General features: G+C 43.9%; 22 protein-coding genes and 1 pseudogene. 12 read left to right on the top strand and 11 right to left on the bottom strand.

Annotation, left to right across the window (positions count from 1 at the left end; genetic code table 11):
* Nucleotides 1-1,128, top strand: coding sequence for a carboxynorspermidine decarboxylase (gene nspC, locus BMW94_RS27750; RefSeq protein ID WP_091001907.1), 1,128 nt, complete (start codon nucleotides 1-3; stop codon nucleotides 1,126-1,128).
* Nucleotides 1,129-1,222: 94 nt separating this feature from the next.
* Here the strand turns inward: nspC and BMW94_RS27745 are convergent, their stop codons facing one another.
* Nucleotides 1,223-1,996, bottom strand: coding sequence for an SDR family NAD(P)-dependent oxidoreductase (locus BMW94_RS27745; RefSeq protein ID WP_091001906.1), 774 nt, complete (start codon nucleotides 1,994-1,996; stop codon nucleotides 1,223-1,225).
* A gap of 109 nt (nucleotides 1,997-2,105) precedes the next feature.
* Between BMW94_RS27745 and BMW94_RS27740 the strand changes: the two genes are divergently transcribed.
* From BMW94_RS27740 to BMW94_RS27730, 3 genes are all read left to right on the top strand, one after another.
* The gene (locus BMW94_RS27740) at nucleotides 2,106-2,462 is read left to right on the top strand and encodes a MerR family transcriptional regulator (RefSeq protein ID WP_091001905.1); all 357 of its coding nucleotides are present in this window, start codon (nucleotides 2,106-2,108) and stop codon (nucleotides 2,460-2,462) included.
* Between the two features lie 122 nt (nucleotides 2,463-2,584).
* Complete coding sequence (locus tag BMW94_RS27735) at nucleotides 2,585-3,457, top strand: YitT family protein (RefSeq protein WP_091001904.1); 873 nt, start codon at nucleotides 2,585-2,587, stop codon at nucleotides 3,455-3,457.
* 307 nt (nucleotides 3,458-3,764) lie between these two features.
* Nucleotides 3,765-4,664 (top strand): cation diffusion facilitator family transporter, encoded by a 900-nt coding sequence (locus BMW94_RS27730; RefSeq protein WP_091001903.1) that lies wholly within the window; start codon nucleotides 3,765-3,767, stop codon nucleotides 4,662-4,664.
* A 156-nt stretch (nucleotides 4,665-4,820) separates the two neighbouring features.
* On the opposite strand, the gene BMW94_RS27725 is transcribed toward BMW94_RS27730, so the two are convergent.
* Nucleotides 4,821-5,543: an AraC family transcriptional regulator gene (locus BMW94_RS27725; protein ID WP_091001902.1), complete on the bottom strand. Its 723-nt coding sequence runs from the start codon at nucleotides 5,541-5,543 to the stop codon at nucleotides 4,821-4,823.
* On the opposite strand from BMW94_RS27725, the gene BMW94_RS27720 reads away from it, so the two are divergent.
* The 4 genes from BMW94_RS27720 to BMW94_RS27705 all read left to right on the top strand — a co-directional run bounded on the left by BMW94_RS27720 (nucleotide 5,498) and on the right by BMW94_RS27705 (nucleotide 9,133).
* On the top strand, nucleotides 5,498-6,520 hold the full coding sequence (locus BMW94_RS27720; RefSeq protein WP_091001901.1) for an MFS transporter: 1,023 nt from the start codon (nucleotides 5,498-5,500) through the stop codon (nucleotides 6,518-6,520). The genes BMW94_RS27725 and BMW94_RS27720 overlap by 46 nt on opposite strands.
* Before the next feature lie 425 nt (nucleotides 6,521-6,945).
* Nucleotides 6,946-8,154 carry an MFS transporter gene (locus BMW94_RS27715; RefSeq protein ID WP_090951114.1) on the top strand — a complete coding sequence of 403 codons (1,209 nt, stop codon included), beginning with the start codon at nucleotides 6,946-6,948 and terminating at the stop codon, nucleotides 8,152-8,154.
* Between the two features lie 35 nt (nucleotides 8,155-8,189).
* Complete coding sequence (locus BMW94_RS27710; RefSeq protein WP_064637265.1) at nucleotides 8,190-8,549, top strand: GIY-YIG nuclease family protein; 360 nt, start codon at nucleotides 8,190-8,192, stop codon at nucleotides 8,547-8,549.
* A 104-nt stretch (nucleotides 8,550-8,653) separates the two neighbouring features.
* Nucleotides 8,654-9,133 (top strand): DUF6530 family protein, encoded by a 480-nt coding sequence (locus BMW94_RS27705; protein ID WP_063562767.1) that lies wholly within the window; start codon nucleotides 8,654-8,656, stop codon nucleotides 9,131-9,133.
* 79 nt (nucleotides 9,134-9,212) lie between these two features.
* Here BMW94_RS27705 and BMW94_RS27700 read toward each other — a convergent pair whose 3' ends face one another.
* Nucleotides 9,213-9,629: a MerR family transcriptional regulator gene (locus tag BMW94_RS27700; RefSeq protein WP_091001900.1), complete on the bottom strand. Its 417-nt coding sequence runs from the start codon at nucleotides 9,627-9,629 to the stop codon at nucleotides 9,213-9,215.
* A gap of 180 nt (nucleotides 9,630-9,809) precedes the next feature.
* On the opposite strand from BMW94_RS27700, the gene BMW94_RS27695 reads away from it, so the two are divergent.
* A complete protein-coding gene (locus BMW94_RS27695) occupies nucleotides 9,810-10,850 on the top strand; it encodes an NAD(P)-dependent alcohol dehydrogenase (RefSeq protein WP_091001899.1) in 1,041 nt (346 codons plus the stop codon).
* Between the two features lie 148 nt (nucleotides 10,851-10,998).
* On the opposite strand, the gene BMW94_RS27690 is transcribed toward BMW94_RS27695, so the two are convergent.
* From BMW94_RS27690 to BMW94_RS27660, 7 genes and pseudogenes are all read right to left on the bottom strand, one after another.
* Nucleotides 10,999-11,421 (bottom strand): hypothetical protein, encoded by a 423-nt coding sequence (locus BMW94_RS27690; protein WP_091001898.1) that lies wholly within the window; start codon nucleotides 11,419-11,421, stop codon nucleotides 10,999-11,001.
* A 177-nt stretch (nucleotides 11,422-11,598) separates the two neighbouring features.
* A pseudogene (locus tag BMW94_RS27685) lies at nucleotides 11,599-12,073 on the bottom strand (SDR family oxidoreductase).
* Nucleotides 12,074-12,109: 36 nt separating this feature from the next.
* Nucleotides 12,110-12,505, bottom strand: coding sequence for a cupin domain-containing protein (locus tag BMW94_RS27680; RefSeq protein ID WP_091001897.1), 396 nt, complete (start codon nucleotides 12,503-12,505; stop codon nucleotides 12,110-12,112).
* 21 nt (nucleotides 12,506-12,526) lie between these two features.
* A complete protein-coding gene (locus BMW94_RS27675) occupies nucleotides 12,527-12,844 on the bottom strand; it encodes a carboxymuconolactone decarboxylase family protein (protein ID WP_091001896.1) in 318 nt (105 codons plus the stop codon).
* A gap of 355 nt (nucleotides 12,845-13,199) precedes the next feature.
* On the bottom strand, nucleotides 13,200-14,030 hold the full coding sequence (locus BMW94_RS27670; protein ID WP_091001895.1) for a carbohydrate ABC transporter permease: 831 nt from the start codon (nucleotides 14,028-14,030) through the stop codon (nucleotides 13,200-13,202).
* A 1-nt stretch (nucleotide 14,031) separates the two neighbouring features.
* The gene (locus BMW94_RS27665) at nucleotides 14,032-14,904 is read right to left on the bottom strand and encodes a carbohydrate ABC transporter permease (RefSeq protein ID WP_091001894.1); all 873 of its coding nucleotides are present in this window, start codon (nucleotides 14,902-14,904) and stop codon (nucleotides 14,032-14,034) included.
* 68 nt (nucleotides 14,905-14,972) lie between these two features.
* Nucleotides 14,973-16,280: an ABC transporter substrate-binding protein gene (locus BMW94_RS27660; RefSeq protein WP_091001928.1), complete on the bottom strand. Its 1,308-nt coding sequence runs from the start codon at nucleotides 16,278-16,280 to the stop codon at nucleotides 14,973-14,975.
* A gap of 212 nt (nucleotides 16,281-16,492) precedes the next feature.
* On the opposite strand from BMW94_RS27660, the gene BMW94_RS27655 reads away from it, so the two are divergent.
* From BMW94_RS27655 to BMW94_RS27645, 3 genes are all read left to right on the top strand, one after another.
* The gene (locus BMW94_RS27655; RefSeq protein WP_091001893.1) at nucleotides 16,493-18,256 is read left to right on the top strand and encodes a cache domain-containing sensor histidine kinase; all 1,764 of its coding nucleotides are present in this window, start codon (nucleotides 16,493-16,495) and stop codon (nucleotides 18,254-18,256) included.
* An 18-nt stretch (nucleotides 18,257-18,274) separates the two neighbouring features.
* Complete coding sequence (locus BMW94_RS27650) at nucleotides 18,275-19,783, top strand: response regulator transcription factor (protein ID WP_091001892.1); 1,509 nt, start codon at nucleotides 18,275-18,277, stop codon at nucleotides 19,781-19,783.
* 163 nt (nucleotides 19,784-19,946) lie between these two features.
* Nucleotides 19,947-21,080: a serine hydrolase domain-containing protein gene (locus BMW94_RS27645; RefSeq protein WP_091001891.1), complete on the top strand. Its 1,134-nt coding sequence runs from the start codon at nucleotides 19,947-19,949 to the stop codon at nucleotides 21,078-21,080.
* 139 nt (nucleotides 21,081-21,219) lie between these two features.
* Here the strand turns inward: BMW94_RS27645 and BMW94_RS27640 are convergent, their stop codons facing one another.
* A complete protein-coding gene (locus tag BMW94_RS27640) occupies nucleotides 21,220-22,185 on the bottom strand; it encodes a DMT family transporter (RefSeq protein ID WP_254790395.1) in 966 nt (321 codons plus the stop codon).
* Between the last annotated feature and the right edge of the window lie 286 nt (nucleotides 22,186-22,471).

The raw sequence follows: 22,471 nt of genomic DNA, 5'->3' as shown, positions 1-22,471 counted from the left end.
ATGCGGTTTGAGCAATTACCAACACCATGTTTTGTTGTTGACGAAGGACTTATCGAAAGAAATCTCAAAATCCTGAACGGTGTCATGCAGCGTACAGGAGCCAAAATCGTGCTGGCTCAGAAAGCATTTTCCATGACCACGATGTATCCGCTCATTGGAGAATACCTGAGCGGTGCAACGGCAAGCGGGCTGTATGAAGCCCGCCTCGGTCATGAGGAGATGGGCAAAGAGAACCATGTCTTTGCCCCGGCCTATCGCGAAGATGAGATCGATGAAATTCTTTCGATTACCGATCATATTATCTTCAATTCATTCTCCCAACTGGAGAAATTCAAGGGCAAAGCGCTCCAGGCTGGTCGAAAAGTAGGCCTGCGTATTAACCCTGAATGCTCGACTCAGGAGGGGCATGAGATTTACGATCCATGTTCTCCTGGTTCTAGGTTCGGCGCAAAGCATGAAGATTTCCGTGCGGAGCTGCTGGAAGGTGTCTCCGGACTGCATTTCCATACGTTGTGCCAGCAAAATTCAGATGATCTGGAAACGACGCTGAATGCGGTGGAAGAGAAGTTTGGACAATGGCTGCCACAAATGGAATGGATCAACTTCGGCGGTGGACACCACATTACACGCGAGGATTACGACATTCCAAGACTGGAAGCCTGCATCAAACGCATGCAGGAAAAATATGGCCTGGAGGTATATCTGGAGCCGGGCGAAGCGGTTGCGCTGAACGCGGGCTTCCTGGTGACGTCTGTGCTCGATTTCCACAAGAACGGTATGGACATTGCCATTCTGGATACCTCGGCCACATGCCACATGCCGGACGTGCTGGAAATGCCGTATCGCCCGCCGCTTATCGGTTCGGGAGAAGCAGGGGAGAAAGCCCATCTGTATCGTCTGGGGGGACAAACTTGCCTGTCAGGTGATGTGATCGGAGATTATTCATTTGATCAACCGCTCAAAACGGGTGACAGATTGGTATTTGAGGACATGGCGATCTACTCCATGGTCAAAACCAATACATTTAACGGCATGCCGCTGCCAGCCATTGCAGTGAAAAGAAAAGATGGCGATTGCGAAGTGGTTCGCGAGTTCGGCTATCAGGACTTCAAAATGAGATTGGCTTAATACTTTTATAGATATAGCAAGAGCAAAAGGGAACCTGATCACAGGTTCCCTTTTGACGTTTCACATAGGATGGGGTTAACGGTTGTGTTTATGATTAATCGTTGGGTTTCGAGGCTGCTCTCGCGGCATACGGAAAGATCGGTTCTTTCAATTCAAACGCATAGGTCAATCCATTTACAATACCGACGACGCTTTCGCTGTCATATAATTCAAGCAAGAATCCAGCCATTTGTTCTGCTGTATGGAATTGGGGAACACGGCCCTCATATTCGAACTGGTCCAGATCAAAAGCACGTTCTGCAAATTCCGTTTCCGTTGCAGCGGGCGCGAGCACTTTCGCTTGCATTGCAGCATGCTTGCCTTTTAATTCATGGGCGAGCCCTTCCGTAAAGGCACTTACATAGAACTTTGTTGCACAGTAGGTTACTGCATCCGGCACGATCGTATATCCACCTCCAGAGGAGATGTTAATAATCTGTGTGCCCTCAACCTCTGCGTAATCACGTACATAGAGGGAAGAAAGAATGGTTAATGCTTCTATATTCAGATGAAGCATCTGTTCGATTTTAGGTAGATGTTGTTCACCAACCGAAGCAAAATTTCCGAACCCTGCGTTGTTAATCCATGTCTCGATTGAGTAATGATGGAGACTTTCATAAAATGCATGGACATTGGCAGCGATGGACAGATCCACCGTGCGAATGACGATGTCCAAATCAGGATCAATTTCAGTTACTTTTGATTTTAACTTCTCCAGTTCGTCGGTTCTGCGTGCAGCCAGGATCAAATGTTTGCCGCGAGCCGCAAAAGCCAAAGCTGCTTCATAGCCAATGCCCGAACTGGCACCGGTAATCACTGTATACTTCATGGATATTCCTCCTGGATTTCAGTTCATTATTTATTGTGATATGACTACGAGTTGATTATACTGATTAGAGCTTACTCTAAGTCAAGCGGAATATATAAGGAGGATCACCATGCATACAATCGGTGAAGTGGCTGAACTACTCGGTATCAGTACCCACACATTGCGTTATTATGAGAAGGAGCAGATTATCATACCGCTTCGTGATGCCAGTGGAGATAGACGATACAACGAATCGCATCTGAAATGGCTGCATTTTGTAATCAAACTAAAAGAGACTCAAATGCCGATCGCTATCATCAAAAAGTACGCATCGTTATTTCAGGAAGGTGAGCATACGGCTGCAGAGCGCCTGAAATTGCTGGAAGAGCATAAAGAGGCGATTCAACAGCAGATGCAAACACTTCACGCAGCAGATCAGATGCTGGAGAATAAAATTACGGCATATCGAGCATTAATCGGGAAATAATGTAATCTGACTGAAAAACGAGCAGAGCGAATTTAGTGGTTGCCTATATGACGATCTATTGCCAACATAGTGAATTTTGTTATAGACTATTTTTTATGGTTGTTCATCAAGGGGGAAAAGGAATGAATCAAAGGAACGTGCAGAAGTCTAACAAACTGAAAATTATCTCCAAAGTGTTATTGATTATGATTGGGGCTTTTATCACCTCATATGGTCTGGAAGCTGTATTAATTCCAAATAATGTATCAGACGGTGGTGTGACAGGTCTTAGTATCGTTGGCTCACAATTGTTTGGGTTACCGTTAGGGATGCTGATTGGTATCATCAACATTCCATTTGTATGGTTAGGCTACAAACAAATAGGTAAGAGCTTTGCTATTTATTCCATTATCGGTATTGCCTCGCTAGCTGTCGGTACAAGCCTTATGCACCATGTACCAACGATTATTCAAGGGGATACACTGTTAATTACCGTTGTGGGCGGGATTATCATCGGTTTTGGTATGGGTTTGGCGTTGCGTAATGGTGGGGCATTGGATGGAATCGATATGTTGGCTGTCCTGCTTTCACGAAAATTACCTTTTGGAACCAGTGATCTAATCTTATTCTTGAACATGTTTGTCTTTATTGTCGTGTCAACTGTATTTGGTCTTCAAGGGGCGATCCTGTCCGCACTTGCTTATTACATCGCTTCCAAAGTGATACATATTGTTGAAGAAGGTTTGAGCGGCTCCAAAACCTTTAAAATTATCACCAATCAACCGGAGGTCATGGTCGAAACCATTCGTGACCGGTTAGGTCGTGGAGCAACTTATACCGATGCCTACGGCGGTTATACCAATGAACAATTCAAAGAGATCACCTGTGTAATCAACCGTATGGAAGAAAGCAAAATCAAGGATATCATTCACGAAATTGATCCCAATGCTTTTATCGTAGTTTACGATGTAGCCGAAGTGAAGGGCGGCAATTTCAAAAAGAAAGATATTCACTAAACACTAAAACGTGCATGAGTTACTGTCGTGGAGAAAAGGATTTAACATACAAAAAGTCGCTAAATTTAGCGGCTTTTTGTTTTGAGGCTAGAAGTTACCCTGGTACGATACCAGAGTCAAATGTGGAGGAGTCACAATTCCTGAATTAAGTTTACTTATCGCAACTTTTTTTGGCCGAGGTCAAACTCTTTCGTTGTACAGACATTGTTTTACTTGGTTCAAAACGTTTCTCTAGACCCACACGACATCGTGATGATACCATCGTACAAGTGCTAGAAAACAGTTGGAATCAGGGGGATTACGTTTCGTGGAGCAAATAAAGTACGACAACTTAAAATTGGGTGAAAAGGGAGCAATCATCAGTATTATTGCTTATATTGGTTTGACTGCAATTAAAATGATGATCGGTTATATGTCTAATTCCGAAGCTTTAAAAGCCGACGGGTTAAACAATGCTACCGATATTATAGCTTCGATCGCGGTTCTTATCGGTTTGAGACTTGCTCAACGGCCTGCTGATCAAGATCATACATACGGACATTGGAAAGCTGAGACGGTTGCCTCACTGGTTGCGTCTTTCATAATGATGGTAGTTGGGTTACAAGTGCTTTATGGAGCGATTACATCCGTATTCGAGGGGAAAAGCGAATCTCCGGACATCTTTGCAGCCTGGACAGGCATTTTCTGTGCCGCTGTGATGTATCTGGTATACAGATATAACAAAAGACTTGCTTTGAAGATCAAGAGCCAGGCGGTTATGGCAGCTGCAAAAGACAATATCTCGGATGCCTGGGTTAGTATAGGGACAGTTATAGGGATTATTGGTTCACAATTCGGCCTGCCATGGCTCGACCCATTAACAGCTGTAGCGGTAGGTATTCTAATATGTAAAACCGCCTGGGACATTTTTCGTGAAGCTACACACCATCTTACAGATGGATTTGACGAAAAGCTAATCAAGGAATATAGGAGTACAATTGCCAATGTAGATGGCGTGGAGGCGGTTAAAGATTTAAGAGCCCGGAATTATGGTAATAATGCCGTTGTCGATGTGGTAATTCTTGTACGATCGGATTTGGATCTGCAGAAAGCACATGATATTTCAACAAATGTAGAAGATGAATTGTTAAGAGAACATGAGGTGTACACAGTTCATGTTCATGTTGAACCAGACTCGGATGAAGCCCCTAACGAAGCACTTCAATGATAAAACTTGAGTGGCAAATATAAGGACTTGCCAGTACACATGGCATACTCTTCTTGACGTATGACAGAACAGGTAGCCCTCCGGCTACCTGTTTTTTAGTTGAAAGAATCACTGAACATGTCTTTTTGGTTTCTTTTGCGGAAACTTCTCGGAGATTCACCGACCGTTTTGGTAAATAAAATGGTAAAGTAGTTTGGGTTCTCGTACCCGACCAACTTGGAGATTTCCCATACTTTTTTTCTTGGTCGAAACCAACAATCGGGTCGCTTCTCCCATTCTTCGCTGAATGAGGTAATGATAGGGGGAGGTGCCGTAGCAATTTTTATACATATGGATCAAGTAGTAGAAGTCGATATGGAATTGGTCCGCCAAGTCCTTCAGCTTAATATTTTGACGATAGTTCGTATCCAAATAGTCTTTGATACTTTCAGCGAGGGTATTACTCCGAACGATCTCATTGGCTGCGCGCTGATGCTGAGACATGCGATCGATAATCAGCAGAACGGCATTCAACAGATGATGAGAGATAGAGTTGTATCCTTCTTCCCGGATTGAAAATTCATTGAACATGGTCTGCATTAACGAACGGATCTCTTCGGAATAACGATTGGCACGAAGGACTGGCTCACTTCCGGGAGGAACAACCCAATCGTTGTTGGCACGGGTGCCATCTTTGAAACGAAAGCCGCAATAAAAGGTGGATAAAGGGAGTTCCGGGTCCGATTTTTCCTCGTGAAGTGTTCCTTTGTTATATACAAGCACATCTCCCTTTTGAGCGGAGTGCTTTGTCCCATCAATCGTGAACGAACGCTGACCCTCAAGCCGTTGCTTACTTGGCCAAAATTCCTCGAAGAAACTCCATTTTAATTGGGTTTGCAGTCGTGCTTGCCTTAAACGTACTTACCATGTTCTCAACGACGTTCTTTTCATTGATGGTTATTCGGATCGTTTCAGCTGTTGCATGCGGACTTACGATATCGCTTTCGATCTCGATTGCAAGCGATGCAGTTAACCGGGAACGGAGAGGGGAAGCGATCGCGTGGATACTGGGTGGCTTTTCCATTGCCAATGTGCTTGGCGTCCCGCTCGGAACCTTCATCGGACAGCATCTGAACTGGTCCATGACGTTTGTTGTTACGGCATGCATCGGGGTCGTGCCATTTATATTCATGTTCCGGATTCTTCGGCGACAAACAACGACCATTGCCGGTTCATTCAGTGATCAGATGGCGCTATTTATAAAGCCGCGTATATTGCTGGCCTGCTTGATTCCAGTTCTTGGAAATAGTTGTATTTTTGTAATCTTTACGTATATCACTCCGTTACTGGGACAGTCCATGGGTATACCTGCACGTTGGATTAGCGCTGTACTCCTCATATACGGTGCCTGCAGCATACTAAGCAATTGGATTGGTGCCAAAATAGCCAAAGGCGATTTCTTGCCCAAGCTTAAATGGCTTTTCGTCATTCAAGCTGCAGTCTTTCTGGGTCTAAGCTTCTCCGTGTCTCACCTGTGGCTGGGCTTGGCGTTCCTGTTCCTGATAGGTTGCCTGTCATCATCCATGAGTGCAGCGTCCCAGCTCTATCTGTTCGACGTCTCCGGAGCGATCGCGCCGAATTCCAGACCGTTCGCGTCCACGCTGCTGCCCGTGGCGGCAAACGTGGGGATAGCCCTCGGTTCCGGAGTTGGCGGACTTGCTGTCAGTTTAGGTGGTGTGAAGTGGGTACCACCAGTAGCTGTGATCCTAGCTCTGATGGCTTTTGGGATTACAGCGATCTGCCAGCGATCCATTCAATTGAAACCGGAAGCAGCCACCGCTCCTATAGAAGACTACTCGATTCCAAGTACCAATTAGTAAATCCTGAAGGCTGCTTCTTCGCTCTATAAGTGTGAATTTTCATTGAGGTAGCAAATTGAAACGACATAATCATACATGTTCGAGCACGGAAAGCCGCTAATTTAGCGGCTTTTTTGTGTTTTCGAATACATTTCTTGTACAAAAATCACAGTGAAAATAAGCTAAACAGCGCCTTTTTCCCATGGCTTACTTTTTTGTTCAAAAACAGAAGGGAAAAGAAAGTATTCAAAAAACGGTTGACGAAGGGAGATATTCTGTATAGAATGAAGCCGTAATTTAGTAAATTAGTAATTTAGTAAATTACTAAATGAAAAGTTGATGGATAGGAGGGGGAAAATGAAAGAAGCCGTTGCTTTATGATGGAATGAATAGGGAACGGCTGCGCGCGTTAGCAAAAATCTTAAAGGATATGGGGTATTAAAATGTTTGCCAATCCATATGTTCGAACAATTATCCTTTCCCGAGTTCTATTGCAGCTCGGAATCTGGATCCGGAATTATGCCGTTCTTCTTTATGTTTCAGAATTGACGCATAATAATCCCGTTGATATTTCACTGATTTCCGTAGCGGAATTCTCACCGATCTTTATATTTGGCCTGATTGGCGGTACCTTTGCCGACCGATGGCGGCCGAAAAAAACAATGGTATGGAGCGATTTATTCTCAGGTTTGTCCGTTGGTGTTGTATTGCTTGCGGTCATGAATGGTGGATGGATTGCACTTCTGATTGGATCATTCGTTTCTGCCAGCTTGTCACAGTTTTCTCAGCCTTCGGCGATGAAACTGTACAAACGGCATGTACCAGCCGAACAATTGCAGGGTGTCATGGCCATGTCGCAAACGCTTGTTGCTGTTTTTATGGTTTTGGGGCCGGTCATCGGCACGTTTATTTTCATTAAGTTTGGCATTAGCGTATCCCTCATCCTGACAGCAGTTATGTTTCTGGGCTCTTCGCTCGTATTATTATCGCTTCCCCGAGATGTAGAGGAGGAGAAATCAGGTAATAGTGGCGGCTTCCTTAAAGAGCTCACGGATGGCCTGCGTTATATCGGGGCGAATAAATCCTTAAGAACACTTGGATTAACCTTCTCGGCAGTTGGTTTGGCATCAGGACTAACTCAACCGCTTCAGCTCTTTCTTGTCATTGAAAATTTGGGTCAGGACAAAGAGTTCTTACAATGGCTGGTGATGGCGAATGGGGCGGCCATGTTGGTCGGAGGTGCTGTGATCATGGCGATCGCTAAAAAAGTAAAGCCACAGTTATTGCTTTTAGTCGGCTTACTTGTCAGTGCGATCTGTACGGTTGGAATGGGCGCATCAACACAAATTTGGTTAACCATTATTCTGCTCGTCATCAGCGGTTTGTTCTTCCCGTGTATTCAGGGGGGAATTCAGACGCTTCTTGTGCGGAATACGGAAGGGGCATTTATTGGCCGGGTATCTGGAGCGATCATGCCGATTTTTATGGGAATGATGGTGATTGGTATGCTTACCTCCGGATATCTCAAAGATACGTTTTCCCTGTTTAGTGTATTTATAGCAAGTGGTGTTTTTGTGATAATCGGTGCGTTATTATTGCTCCCTATAGTCATTGAAAGGAGAAGTAAAGCCGAGGAAACTCCATCATCATGACGGAAAGGGAATCGAAACGATAAGGAGAGAGACACATGGATATGAACAAGCGCAGGGAGCTGCTGGAGGAATATAAGCAGATCAAGACGTATATGGGTGTAGCCCAAATTAAAAACAAAGTAAACGGTAAAATCTATATCGACAGCTATCCCAACTTGAAAAACAAATGGTTTACGCTGCAGATGCAACTGGATCAAGGAAGATTTGCAAATGCCGAGTTACAAAAAGAGTGGAGAGAATTCGGAGAAGACGCATTCACTTATGAAGTACTGGAACAGAAGGACATCGATAAGGTGACGGATATACGTTGGGAACAAAAACAAATCCTGAAGCCGTGGCTTCAGAAGTTACAACCTTACGGAGACAAGGGCTATAATAGACCTCCACAGAATTAAAATAATGTAACAGGAAACGAATTTGACTAACAGTGAAAATCAAGATAAGATGAAACCGTCGTTTAGTAAATTAGTAAAAAGGTAAACGGAATGAGGGAATGTAATTGAAAATACCTACAACGTTAAAACATAAACCTGTTATCGTCTCGGATAATTATGAAAAGGTTGATGGCCGAATGGCCGGAAACACGGACGCAAAAGGTCTTTCCCTAGGATTGGCCCAGTGGAACGATAGAGGAAAGGTTGATATTTCAGCGAAAGTATGGAGATACACTGGAGAAAAGTGGTCCAGACAATCTGAGGAACTGCCTCTCCATCGCGTGCTGGATTTGTCCATTCTGATCTGTCGGTCTTTGGAACATTTTCGCGAGGCCTATAGATATGAGAATTTATATGACCCAGAGCAGCCTGTCATCGATCGTGTTGGCCTGCAAGGGGATGCAATGTCCGTGGAGATCTGTACGGACAATGAGAGAATAAATGAAGATATTAAGCTGTTCAGCCAAGCTCTGAGTGATGACGATGAAATGATTGGCGAGCGTTTGCGCACATTATCCAAAATATTAAAGGATATGGGTTATTAACAGGAAAACGTCATTGCTGAAGTGGATTGAGCAAAAAGAGCCTAAACGTCTATAGACGTTTAGGCTCTTTTTTTGTGAGTTAAATATTTGCAATGAAATTTCCCATTCTCTTGCTTTGATGAATCTCTTCCGTTCCAGCATCGAGAGCAGTCCTGTAATAAGCACGTTTATGTTCAATGACTTCCATGGTCTTTCTAAGTTCTTCCATTTGCGCTTCTACACTCGCCTTGCGTTCCGTGAACATGTCATATCGCTCCTGCAAGGTGGAATCCCCCTCGGAACACCATGCAATAAAATCTTTGATATCCTTGATCGGCATCCCGGTAGATTTCAAACATTGAATGATCTTTAAAAAATCGATGTCTGATTCTTTAAAGTTTCGTGCTCCGCCAGGGGAACGTTCTACAAAGGGCATAAGTCCTTCCTTGTCGTAGTATCGCAAGGTATACACCGTTAGATTCAATTCTTTAGCAACTTCGCTAATTGAATATGTCATTTATTTTCCCCTTTTCATGCTGGTATAGACTTCGAGCTAACTCTAGGATCTTTCGGAAATTTTATCATGCTGGATGTAGGATGTCAAAGTTTCAAAAGAGAGTTGACCTAGAGTTAACTAGAGGGATTAAGATAGTTTTGCAAGAGAAAAGGAAGAATGATAATTTTAGGAGGTTTTACTATGATAACTGCTAAAGCACGAGCTGTTGACGGTCCGGACCAATCGTTCCGGGCGGCTGAGATTAAACGACGCGATCTTGATTTGCACGATGTCCTGATCGAAATTAAATATGCTGGCATATGCCACTCTGACATCCATACAGCTCACGGTGAATGGGGTCCCGTAAACTATCCGCTCGTACCTGGACATGAGATCGCAGGAATTGTCACCGATGTAGGAGCCGAAGTTTCAAAGTACAAAGTTGGTGACCGAGTAGGGGTCGGATGCATGGTTGACTCCTGTGGCAAATGTGAAAACTGCCGCCAAGGAGAAGAGCAGTACTGTCTCAAAGGAAATGTTCCCACCTACGCGGGTGTTGATAAGTACGGCGAACCTACACAAGGCGGGTACTCCACTCACATCGTCGTAACCGAGGAGTTCATCGTCCGTATTCCGGACAACATCGAGCTGGATGTCGCTGCACCTCTACTTTGCGCAGGTATTACAACATACTCGCCGCTAAATCATTGGGGAGCCGGACCAGGTAAAAAAGTAGCGGTTGTAGGTATGGGTGGTCTGGGACATATGGCTGTAAAAATTGCACATGCCATGGGTGCAGAGGTAACGGTTCTTTCACAATCATTGAAGAAAAAAGAGGATGGTTTGCAATTCGGGGCAGATCATTACTACGCCACAAGCGAACCAGAAACGTTCGAAAAACTCGCCGGGTCTTTTGATCTGATTATCAACACGGTAAGTGCGAATATCGACATCAATGCTTACTTCTCACTGCTGACTCTGGATGGCACACTGGTTAATGTAGGTGCTCCTGGGGAGCCGTTGGCAGTAAATGTGATGTCCCTCATCGGTCACCGTCGTTCATTTGCTGGTTCAATGATCGGTGGCATCCGTGAGACTCAGGAAATGCTTGATTTCTGTGCAGAACATAGTATTGTTCCTATGATCGAAGTCATTTCAGCTGACCAAATTGACGAAGCATACAAACGTGTATTAGCTTCTGATGTGAAGTACAGATTCGTAATTGACACTAGCACAATTTAAATTGTTTTAAAGTTGTCGGTAAAGACATTTACCATTTGATTTATATCTAGAAAGAAGAAAATCCAATCGCTCATTACATTGCGATTGGATTTTCTTCTTTTATGATGAAGGAGACTGAAGGAAAGCACTAGAAAGAGGAGCTGTTGTATTAATCTGAAACGACGAATCCATCAAAGTTCTCAGGGCCTACACGGATCGTACCCAGCAAGTTGGAGCTTACGAATGCAGTGTATGTCAATTGAGGGGTAATTGGCGGATTGAAATCGTCAGCAGAGAACGTAATGATCTGAGGAGCCAAAATACTCAAATCAAATGTGGAAGTTGCTGAGTAAATTACGGGGTCAGTTGACAGGGTACCTCTTACAATAGTAATCGTAATTCCGACAAGAGCTAATGGTAATTGTACAGAAATGGTTCCTTTAAATTGAACTCTAGGGTTAGTACCTGCACCTGCGGTTTGAAGACCAATTTGACCAAACAATTGTGGTGTGTCAATTACCAGGATCGGAATAGCAATCGAGTTAGCCAAACTGGCGTTTTGCGATGTTCTTGCATCAAGAAACGTTGTCATTGAATCTACCTCCTAATGAGTGGGATAGGATAATATATTCAAAGGTTACTAGTATGCTTGGACTTCTGGATATAATTAAAAAAAAGGCATTTTATCAACTAACGGGCAGAATCGTTTAAAACAAAACATAATAGCACACCGTACAGAGCATTGTTGCGAGAAGAAATGAACAACATATTAAGCGCGACAGGTTTTATGGACATAGAGTGCCATTTCCCTGTGGATCGCTACATCTGATGGCTGCTCAATTGCAAATGCGATTGCACGTGCGATGTTATCGGCATCAATAGCGGATTTGTAGAACTCATCTAGGCCTGCTTTGGACTCAGGAACACTTGTCGTTTCCAGTAACTTGCTGCTGACAGCGCCTGGAGAAATATTGGTGACTCTGATATTGGTGCCGCTCATGGCTTCTTCCTGGCGCAAGCCTTCGGAGATGGCTGTAACGGCATGCTTTGTTCCACAGTATACCGTTCCACCCGGATATATGTTATGTCCAGCAACAGAGGAAAGGTTCAAAATATGACCCAATTTCTGTTCTCTCATGTACGGAAGAACTGCTGCAATAGGAAGCAAGAACTTTTGCGGTAGCTTCTCCAATTCCACTGGATGCTCCTGTAAGAATTACAACTTTACCCTCAATATTAGACATATTCAGTTTCATTCCTTTCATTTAAATCTTTCCGTCTCAGAGCGCGTTGTACCACTCATCGTTCACAGGTTCTAACCATTCCGTTTGTCCAGGTGTCATAGCCAGATGCACAAACCAGCTATCGGCTGTTGCCCCATGCCAGTGCTTAACGTTCGGAGGAATATTTACAACATCTCCGGTTTTAAGCAATTGTGCGGGTTTACCTTCTTCCTGGTACCAGCCTTCACCACCTGTAACCAGCAGCACTTGACCTACAGCGTGTGAATGCCAATTATTGCGTGCTGCTGGCGCGAAAGTGACATTTCCAATGCTAGCGTTAAGTGGAGTTTCATCTGTAAAGACCATCTCCAGATAGGCGTCTCCAATGAAATTGGATTCAACTTTTTTTCCCAGTGGGAAGATGGTACTGTTACTCAAATGTTCGTTTGTCATAATGGTTCCCTGCTTTCTATTTTATTTATAAATATCTTTTGCAATATTGAACGCAGACCAAGCCTTCGGCCAGCCCACATAGAAGGAAAGATGAGTAATTATTTCAGATACTTCAATACGAGTTACTCCATTTTCCTTTGCTTTATGAAGGTGTGGGGTTAATTGTTCGAAATTTCCACCGGCAATAAGTGCAGAGACGGTAATCATACTGCGATCACGACTAGATAATTCTTCTACTCTTGACCATACCTCGCCAAACAGAATATCATCATTCAACTCTGCAAATTTCGGGGCAAACTCTCCCAATATATCTCGGCCAGCAGTTTGTTTTTTTTCCATAGCTAAGTGATCCTCCATTCGTTATTCGGTTGAGAGTTATTTAGAATTTCCTTCTACTCGATAAGTCATCCACAATCCGCTACGTTCCATTGGTTCGACTCTTATCCATTCAAAATGAACGGTCCGAGATAAATCATCGGCTAATATTAAATTTACATTCATACAATAATAAACATCTATCTATTATTATATAAGAGAGAAGTGTATAATCAATTGTTAGATTCATTGAATTTGTTCAGTAATAAACAGAGAGGTGTGTGTTGTCAATAAACGTTAAGAGAGCATGAACAAAAAACGCTTTGGGAGTTGATTTCCCAAAAGCGTCCTATGTTTATTTCTATTTAAATACCAATGGTCACCCTTTGACCGCTCCCGCAGTAAGTCCACTAACGATATATTTCTGTCCAAACAGGTAGAGGATAAACACAGGAAGTGAAGTCAGTACAAGATTCGCAAAAATCAAATTCCAATCGCGGCTGTATTTGCCGTAAAAATTATAGATCGAAAGCGGCATCGTCCACGTTGAGCTATTCGTAAGGAAGTACACCGGAATCGTAATATCATTCCATACCGACATAAACACCATGATCGCTACCGTTGCGTTAACGGGCAGAATAAGCGGTGTAACGATACGGAAAAATACGCCGAATACGCTGGCACCTTCCAGAAATGCAACCTCGTCCAGTGCTTTCGGAATGGTTTTGATAAATCCACTGTACAAAAATACGCTAAAAGCGGTATTCAGCGCCGCGTAGATCAGGATGACACTTGATATGCTGCCGTAAAACCCCAAGCCCTGCACAACCCGAATCGTCGTAATGATCGACATTGGTGCAATCAACCCCATGAAGAAATACATATATATTGTGTTTGAAAGTTTGGTGTCCCGGCGTGCCAGAATGAAGGACGCTGCTGAGGAAGCGACAATGTTGATGATGGACGATATTCCCGTAATCCAGATACTGTTCAGGAATGCTCGGGACAGACCCCCTTCTTCAAATACCCGGACATAGTTTGAAAATTGCCATTTATCCGGCAAACTTAAGGAAAAGCTGAGCACTTCAGCACTCGTTTTGAACGAACCCAGAATTAGAATTACCAGAGGCAACAGAATGAGCAGAGAGGCGAGGAGCAGAAATCCTTCAACAACATAGTTGCGAATAGCGAGTTTGCGAATATATCCCATCTTATTCCTTAACCTCCTTGCGCCGCATGAAGATCAATAGCGGTATAGCAATAATCGTAACAACCACAAACAGAAGTGTGTTGACTGCGGTACCAAGTCCCCAGTTTCCTTCGCCGAAGGAACGAAGAATGATTGTACCCACAACTTGTGAAGCGTTGCCTGGGCCTCCGCCGGTCATGACATACACTTCCGAGAATACTTTCAGTCCGCCAATCAGCGTCAACATCAGATTAATATTGATGGCTGGCAGCAGCAGAGGCAGCGTAATTTTGAAAAAACTTTTCCAGGAGCTTGCTCCATCAATTGTGGCGGCTTCATAATATTCTTGAGAAATGGATTGCAAACCAGCCAGATAAATGGCCATTTGAAATCCGGCACTTTGCCAGATGGACACAATGGCAATCGTCCAGATGACAAGGGAAGGATTAGTCAACCAAGCCTGACTTAATGAATGCAATCCGACTGCTTCCAATAAGCGATTAATTGTGCCCTCCGTGCGCAGCATTGGTGTGAACAGGATGCTGATGACCAGAATGCTTAGAATGGAAGGGGAGTAGAAAATCGCGCGAAGCAGGTTCTTCGTTTTTAATCTCATGTTTAGGGCCACGGCAAGCAGCAGACCAATAATATTTTTGCCAGCAACCGTAACAACGGCAAAAATGGCTGTGTTTTTAAGTGCCAAAATAAGTGTTTTGTCCGAGAAAATTTTCTCGAAATTATCCCATCCAATAAACTTTAGATCAATCCGATCCAGCCGCCAATCCGTAAAAGAGTAATAGAAAGCAGCAATCGCTGGAACGACAAAAAAGATGGAGTAGATAAGCAGTGCCGGAAATACCATGTAATACGAATATAAATTTTTTGCCTTTTTCATGTCTCACACTCCGTTATGGCTAGGCAGCACATCATTCAGGAATGACATGCTGCCCTGTATTTCACTTCTTAGAAGCCGGCAACGCCTTTATCCTGCATCAGTTGACTGAACTTCTCATCCCAGGATTTTAATACTTCCTCCGGTGTCAAACCGCCAGCGAATTGATCCTGTAACAGCCTATACAGCTCACTGCGATCAACCAGCATGTAAGCATCGGTGGTCAATACGGTTTTCTTAGGGAGAATGTAATTGTCAACGATATCCTGTTTGTAAGCAGGCAACTCCGGTGTAGTAACATCGCTAAAATTGGATACATAGCCTTTGGAGTCGACGATCTGTTGAGCAATTTCCTTGGAGGCGATAAAGTCCAGGAACTGTTTGGCTTCGTCCAAATGCTTAGCCTTTTTGGGAATGAACAGCTGTCCTCCAAGCGGACTTGCACCCAGTTTGGCATCATCGGAAGACGGAATTGGGAATACGCCAAGTTCCATGCTTGGATCCTGCTCTGCTACGCCTTCAATTAACCAATCTCCCATAAACATCATGGCGACTTCCTTGTTCAGGAATTTGCCAACCGCCATGTCGTAGCTGTCGCTCAGCACATCCGTATTGGTATACCCCTTGGTATACACTTCGTATTGCTGCTCCAAAAACGTTTTAAACTCGGGAATATCGGACCATTTTTTCTTGTTGCTGTTGAGCTCATCGAAAAAAGACGGATCATTTTTGGCTACAAAATCGGCAAATGCTGCCGCAGGCCAGATGTTCGCAGCCCAAGCATCTTTATAGGGCATGAATACCGGAGTAATGCCGCCAGCTTTAATTTTTTCACAAATAGCCAAAAATTGTTCGTAACTTGTAGGGATGGACAGACCCAGGTCAGCAAAAATCTGTTTGTTGTACACGACGCCTTGCATGCCCGTGTCCTGACTGACATGAAAGCTGTAGATATGGCCGGCAGCGGAGAGTACGTCTTTGTTTACAATTCTGCTGGCCCAGGACTCGTTATCCAAAATTTCGAAATTGCGCTCAAGATTCAAATCCGTAATTGCACTGGCCAAATTGTATTGAATGATGTCGGGCGTTTCATCCACAGCCAGCTTGGTTTGCAGCACAGTCGTTGTTTGCTCAGCCGGAATGAGCTGCAGATTGACAGAAATATTTGTCTGTTTTTCAAACTCATCGAGAATATCCTGCTGGATAAAGGCAGAATCCTGTGAACTCTTGGAAATGGCCAATTCCAGTGTGACCTTGGCGTTCTTATTTCCATTGCTTGCAGACGTGCCAGAATCAGTGCCACCTGATCCGCAAGCGGTCAGTGAAATGGACAACAAGCTTGCCAGTAGAATGGATGCTGCTTTTTTTCTTTTATACATTTTCAACGCAAATCCCCCTCTGAAACATCTAATGAATCCGTTTACAAGTCCAATTATAAAATCCACTTCTTCTCCGGTACATGTCTGTGCTTGAATATTTATGTGTAAAATCCTGAACTTGAAATCGCTATCATTTCATTCAAACCCATGCTACATTAAGACATGATCCAGACGAGTTGCACAGCATGACAAGACAGGAGGCTTCGCGAAGCATGGCTAAACTTATACATAGAGCTACACAATTCAGCTTGCAGACTAAAGTATTTTTGACATTTCTGGCCCTTCTTTTGTTCGTGTTGGGCTGTTTTATCGTTTATGTGAACCTGGTCGTTATCCGCCCGCTTACACAAAAAACGGAGGAGGATACACTGATCACGGCCACCAAGGTACGAGAACAGGTTGACCTGTACGTAGAGCAGCAAAACCAGATGTCCCAGCGCATATTGTCCAATAAGGACATCTTCACAACGATGGACAAGAGTTCTTCAGCCCCAAGCAATTATGAACGACTGAAGCAGATTCGGAAACTAAAAGATATCATGTTTCAGGCTATTGGCCCCAGCATGAACATCAAGGACATGTCCATTTATGACAAACAAGGTGTGCTGCTCACATCGTATCTGGGTTCAGGATATCCTCCAGCGATCCTGAGTACCCTGACGGAAAAAAGCAGGAGTGGACGAGAGTGGACCGGGAACGGTTTTATCCTGCTGCGTGAGGCAGATACCATCTCTTTTGTCCGCACGGTCAACGATCAAAATGGCAAGCTATACGGATATCTTAGTATTCAAATGGATCAAGCTTACATTCAAAACCTTACGGAAGGAATTACAGCAGGGAATGTATTTATTTTGAACGAGCAAGGTGAACAAATGACTGGCTCGGATGCAAGAAAGAACGCTTTGTCATGGAAAGAGCCATTATCCGAGGAAGGACTGGTTGTTGATGAACAAAATAATTATGTTACGCATTCTACATCTCACCAGACGGGTTGGATAACTTTTATAATAACGCCGAAAGATTCGGTTTTAGGCTCGATCCGTTCCGTACAAAGCATGTCCATTTTGCTAATTACAGCTTTAATGCTCATCTCATTCGTGTACATTTTCTTCTCCACACGCAACCTGTTGCTTCCTATTCGCAAGCTTCGCAGCCAGATTTGGCGCATTAACTACAGCAATATGAAACTGAAAGTGGATGATCGGCCCAAAAATAATGACCTGCTGCTGTTGAATGAAGCTTTTCAGGACTTGATGGAGAGATTACAGGAGTCTATTGACCGTGAGAAAAAGGCGTTACATGAGGAAGTCACTGCGCGGAATTCCGCATTACAAGCTCAGATTGCTCCCCATTTCCTTCATAACGTCCTATATTTGATCAGTATTGCTGCTCAAGAGGGGAGAACTCGGGTCGTGTCTGATATGTGCAAACATCTGTCAGACAGTTTACGTTATATTGTTTCATCCCCTTATGCACATGTGACGATGACGGATGAGCTTGAGCATACGAGACATTATTTGTCTTTGGTAAAGCAAAAGTATGAAGAAGATTTGGAGTGGAGCATCGATGCTGATGATCTGACGAGCGAAATCCGGCTGCCGCGGCTGGTCATTCAGCCTTTCGTTGAAAACTGCATTGAGCATGCTTTCTTCAACACCACGCCTCCATGGCGTATCCAAATCACCGTAAAGCAGTATAACGGATTATGGGCTCTAGAGATCAAAGATAACGGAGAGGGCTTCCTGCCAAACAAAATTGAAGAGATTTTGTCCAATATTCATAAGTCCGGCTCCGGAATGAATCAACCCTCTGATCGCCAGACAGCTCTTGGCAACATGGGGATCGTCAATAGCGTCAATCGGCTAAAACTGATGTATAGCAATCGGCTTTTATTTAACATCTACAACAATCATTCTGACGAGGAAAAAGGAGCAACCATTCAAATCATCGGATCGATGACGAGCGATTTTTACTGAGCACAGGAGGGATAGACCATGTACAAAATCATGATTGTTGAGGATAGCAAACCTATATTGCGCAATATTAAAATGCTGTTGGATAAGCTGAACTTTCCCGTTCACGTGGCAGTTACAGCCACGAATGGGGAAGAGGCGCTGGAAGCACTTCGGAAGCAGCCAATCGATCTTTTGTTGACAGACATACGAATGCCCAAGATGGATGGCTTATCCCTAATTGAACAGGCGAAGCTTGCCCAGCCGGAGTTGAAGGTTATTTTAATTAGCGGGTATAGCGATTTTGAATATACACGAAAAGCATTGAATTTGCAGGTGTTCGACTATTTGCTGAAGCCCGTGGAACCTGATGCTCTGGAGGAAGTCATGGGCAGAGTTATTAAGCAGCTCGATCAATCGAGGTCCAGAAACTTTCATGAGCTGCAGGAGATCGTTGATCCCCATAGTTATGCTGAACTTAAGCCAGGAGAACATGCTGCTTTTCTGGCCCAAATGATGATTATCCTGCGCAGGCAGCCTTTCACCCCGGAACGGGAACGGTGGGGACAAAAGACGCTAAAGGATTCATTGGAGGATTTTTTTGCTCCACGTTCCTGTAAAGTGTTTCTGAGCCAAACTCCGCAGCAATTCATCGTTTTTGTAAACAGGGGAATTCTTGATTTGTATTCTTCTGTACATGAATGTCTGGAATCGCTGCGCCGTCATTTGGTTGCACAAGGTATGGACACAACCATTGGTGGGCAGCTGCGATGGTCGGAATCCGTTAATCTGTCTGAGCTTTATCACCAAATATCGTCCATGTTATCAATGCATCAGCGATTGAATAATGGATTGGTGCTGGATATCGGAAATCCCGTCTCCATAGCAAGAACTGAGTCAGGCTGCCTGGATTCTGCATTAGAATCTGCTTTTGTCCACATGATACAAGCTCATCAGAAGGAACAGTTTGCTATTAAACTTTCCGAATTGATGAATCGATGGTCAGAGGAAAACGTGCATGTAAAAGAATTGGAACGTTTTATCGGACTAATAGTGGATACATTCGCACATTTGGTTGAAGAGCAGGGGGCGGGAATTCGGCTTGGGCTGGAACTTAGAGCAAAAAAGATATTTGATGAAGAGACATATGGCGATTTTTGCCGTGAATTAACGGAATGGATCGGACAATGTTTTGAAGTGCTTCAATCCTATGGTCGGAAAAGCAGAGAGGCTTTGTTTGAGCAAATGGATGAGTATATCCGACGGAACAAGTATACCCAGATATCCATCAATGACATTGCAATGAAGTTTCATGTCAGCCCCTCTTACGTTAGCAGAGTCATTAAAAACGCAACACAAGTTACGTTTGTTCAGTATTATACAAACCTTAGAATTAAGGAAGCCTGCAGACTGATGGAATGCCAACCCGAGATGAAGTTTAAGGAGTTATCGGATGTGCTATCATTCAGTGATCAGCATTATTTCTCCAAGGTATTTAAGGAATACACGGGATTTAGTCCCACAGAATACAAAGAAAGACTGCTTAAATAGTCCGTCCAAGGAGAATTTGAGGGACATATTGTTTAAAGTTGCTTTCGGTTAGATATGGTCAATGCATGTGAATGGTCGTATATTAATACTATGTGGGTTATGTGCAGGAACACAAATCCACGATGTGCATTGATAACGATTCTACATAGAAGGACGGGGAAATATGGACTTTAAACCGCTTGCTTCATTTATTGACCGCATCACATCATGGAGAATTCCTTGGGCAGAGGTTCTTGTGATGCATCAAAATGATACCGTTTTCCGTTACCGCAATGGTTACGCCAATCTGGAGGAGCAAACTCCCATCGGCGATGGGGCGATCTTCAATCTCTACTCCATGACAAAAATCATGACCTGTGTGGCAGCGCTTCAACTTGTAGAGAGAGGGCAAATGCTGCTGAGCGATCCGGTGTCCGACTATCTGCCGGAATATGCTGAGATGACGGTGAAGAAAACATTAGCGAATGGCGAGGTCAGACTGGAAAAAGCGACAAGGGCGATTACGGTACGCGACTTGTTTACGATGACTGCCGGATTCACCTACGATATTGGCTCGCCAAGCATTCAGGAAGCTGTGCAGAGCACCAACGGAACATTACCGACACGAGACTTCGCGAAAGCACTCGCCAAGGAACCACTTCTGTTTGAGCCAGGTACGCATTGGAACTATAGCATGTGTCACGATGTGCTCGGAGCTTTGGTGGAGGTTGTGAGTAGCAGACGCTTTGGTACGTATCTGCAAGAAGAAATTATCGGACCGCTAGGTATGAATGATACGGCATTCGATCTGAACGATGAACAGAAGACCCGTCTGATTCCGCAGTATGCTTACAATGATGAGCTTGAAAAAGCCGTACGCATGGACGGAAACGGATTCCGGGTAGGTACGGATTTGGAGAGCGGCGGTGCCGGGTTGTTGTCCACCGTTAGCGATTATGCACTGTTCCTAAACGCGCTGACTGGACGCGGGACGAGTCCGCAAGGCGTGCGCATTCTGTCACAGGCTTCTGTGGAGCTTATGCGGACTGACCATCTGAACGATCTGACCCGTGGTGATTACTCATGGGATCATATGGGCGGGTATGGTTACGGGCTGGGTGTACGTACGCATGTCTCCAAGGCGGGCAGCGGCTCGTTAAGCCCGCTTGGTGAATTTGGATGGAGTGGGGCTGCTGGCTGCATGGCCATCATTGATCCAGATTCCGAACTCACTGTCATGTATGCGCAGCATTTGCTCAACAGTCAGGAACCTTACATTCAGCGCCGTTTGCGTAATGTCGTTTACTCCTGTTTGTAAGAAGGGAGTGGAATCTGACGATGCATTTTGTTTATTGTTTAATTCACTGACATGATGTTGAGTCTTCGTACAATTGAAAACAAACAGGAACGCGACTGATGTCGCGCCCCTGTTATTATTTTTTTCTTTTCTTTTTGAACTACGATTCGAGGGTATTTGAGAACTTTCGAGAGCTTACGCGATTGACCATATAAATACCAATCGACACGAACAGCAATGCGATTAGATTTTTGAGTTCCATAATCGTTTCTCCCAAAAACAACGCCGATAGCAACGCACCAAAGACAGGGATAAGGAAGTTATACACAGATACTTTCCCCACTTTGTTGTATTTCAGAAGCAGATTCCACAAGCAAAATGCGGCTGATGAAAGTAAAACTAAATACATCAAGATGCCTGTTGATTCAAGTGTAAAATGCGTAACCCGACCGCCAAGCAGGAGTCCCAATAGGGTGAGTGCCAATCCGCCGACAAACAGGCTAACTCCGGTAATAACCAGGACGTCGATGGAGCCAGTTAAGTGTTTTGCATAAATGGCCGTAATGGAAAAAATAAGAGCCGCCATAATAACGAAACCTTCACCTGTGAGAGAGAAAGAGAATTCCAGCAGATTGGAGTGAAAATTAACAATAATTACGCCGATAAATCCTAGCAAACAGCCGACTATTTTATTTTTGCTCAGTTTATCATTTTTATATAAAAAATGAGCTAGAACAACACTGAAAAAGGTCGTTGTCGCATTCATAATCGAACCTTTGACACCTGTTGTATTGGCTACACCCACATAAAAAAACATATACTGCAGACCCGTCTGGAACATGCCAAGCAATATTAAGCTTGATAATTGTCGTCCAGACAGTTCAAATTTCCGTTTACTAATGACACGAAACAGAAATAGGAGCAGTAATCCCGCCAAAATAAATCGATAACCCGCAAATACAAATTTGGATGGAATATCTTCCGCCAGGATGTCAAAAGCACGATATCCAAGCTTAATAAACGGGTAGGCACTTCCCCATAATAAGCAACATATACTTGCAACTAGCGTTACAAATAAGGGATCGCTAAACTTGTTCGATTTCTCCATTGCTTTTATCTCATTCACTTTCAATCTTCTCCTCGCATGATATGTATATGTGTACGGGCTGATCGCACCTCACTTGACCATATCACAAACTGCTAAGTAGCTGTAATAAAAAAATATAAGTCCCATTTCATTAACAAGAGAAGACCAGAGTCGCCTAGAAAATGTGAAGCTGCCTCGGAAAAACCCATTTACAAATATTAGAAGAACAATTAAAATAAATGTAAGCGTTTTAAAAGTTAAAGCGCTTTAACTTTAAGCGAGGGGGTGATTGTGACTCGCTAGGCCAATAACGAATTATTGTTTC

The sequence above is a fragment of the Paenibacillus sp. OK003 genome, assembly GCF_900109515.1.
GTDB lineage: Bacteria > Bacillota > Bacilli > Paenibacillales > Paenibacillaceae > Paenibacillus > Paenibacillus marchantiae.
The sequence above is the reverse complement of the archived record's forward strand: the minus strand, read 5'-3'. Positions and strand labels throughout refer to the sequence as shown.

Coding starts and splice junctions, on each gene's coding strand:
- nspC (WP_091001907.1), top strand. CDS start 1: ATGCGGTTTGAGCAATTACCAACACCATGTTTTGTTGTTGACGAAGGA.
- BMW94_RS27670 (WP_091001895.1), bottom strand. CDS start 14,030: ATGGGATATATTCGCAAACTCGCTATTCGCAACTATGTTGTTGAAGGA.
- BMW94_RS27645 (WP_091001891.1), top strand. CDS start 19,947: ATGGACTTTAAACCGCTTGCTTCATTTATTGACCGCATCACATCATGG.
- BMW94_RS27660 (WP_091001928.1), bottom strand. CDS start 16,280: ATGTATAAAAGAAAAAAAGCAGCATCCATTCTACTGGCAAGCTTGTTG.
- BMW94_RS27675 (WP_091001896.1), bottom strand. CDS start 12,844: ATGGAAAAAAAACAAACTGCTGGCCGAGATATATTGGGAGAGTTTGCC.
- BMW94_RS27650 (WP_091001892.1), top strand. CDS start 18,275: ATGTACAAAATCATGATTGTTGAGGATAGCAAACCTATATTGCGCAAT.
- BMW94_RS27710 (WP_064637265.1), top strand. CDS start 8,190: ATGGATATGAACAAGCGCAGGGAGCTGCTGGAGGAATATAAGCAGATC.
- BMW94_RS27700 (WP_091001900.1), bottom strand. CDS start 9,629: ATGACATATTCAATTAGCGAAGTTGCTAAAGAATTGAATCTAACGGTG.
- BMW94_RS27740 (WP_091001905.1), top strand. CDS start 2,106: ATGCATACAATCGGTGAAGTGGCTGAACTACTCGGTATCAGTACCCAC.
- BMW94_RS27735 (WP_091001904.1), top strand. CDS start 2,585: ATGAATCAAAGGAACGTGCAGAAGTCTAACAAACTGAAAATTATCTCC.
- BMW94_RS27665 (WP_091001894.1), bottom strand. CDS start 14,904: ATGAAAAAGGCAAAAAATTTATATTCGTATTACATGGTATTTCCGGCA.
- BMW94_RS27690 (WP_091001898.1), bottom strand. CDS start 11,421: ATGACAACGTTTCTTGATGCAAGAACATCGCAAAACGCCAGTTTGGCT.
- BMW94_RS27695 (WP_091001899.1), top strand. CDS start 9,810: ATGATAACTGCTAAAGCACGAGCTGTTGACGGTCCGGACCAATCGTTC.
- BMW94_RS27680 (WP_091001897.1), bottom strand. CDS start 12,505: ATGACAAACGAACATTTGAGTAACAGTACCATCTTCCCACTGGGAAAA.
- BMW94_RS27655 (WP_091001893.1), top strand. CDS start 16,493: ATGGCTAAACTTATACATAGAGCTACACAATTCAGCTTGCAGACTAAA.
- BMW94_RS27745 (WP_091001906.1), bottom strand. CDS start 1,996: ATGAAGTATACAGTGATTACCGGTGCCAGTTCGGGCATTGGCTATGAA.
- BMW94_RS27715 (WP_090951114.1), top strand. CDS start 6,946: ATGTTTGCCAATCCATATGTTCGAACAATTATCCTTTCCCGAGTTCTA.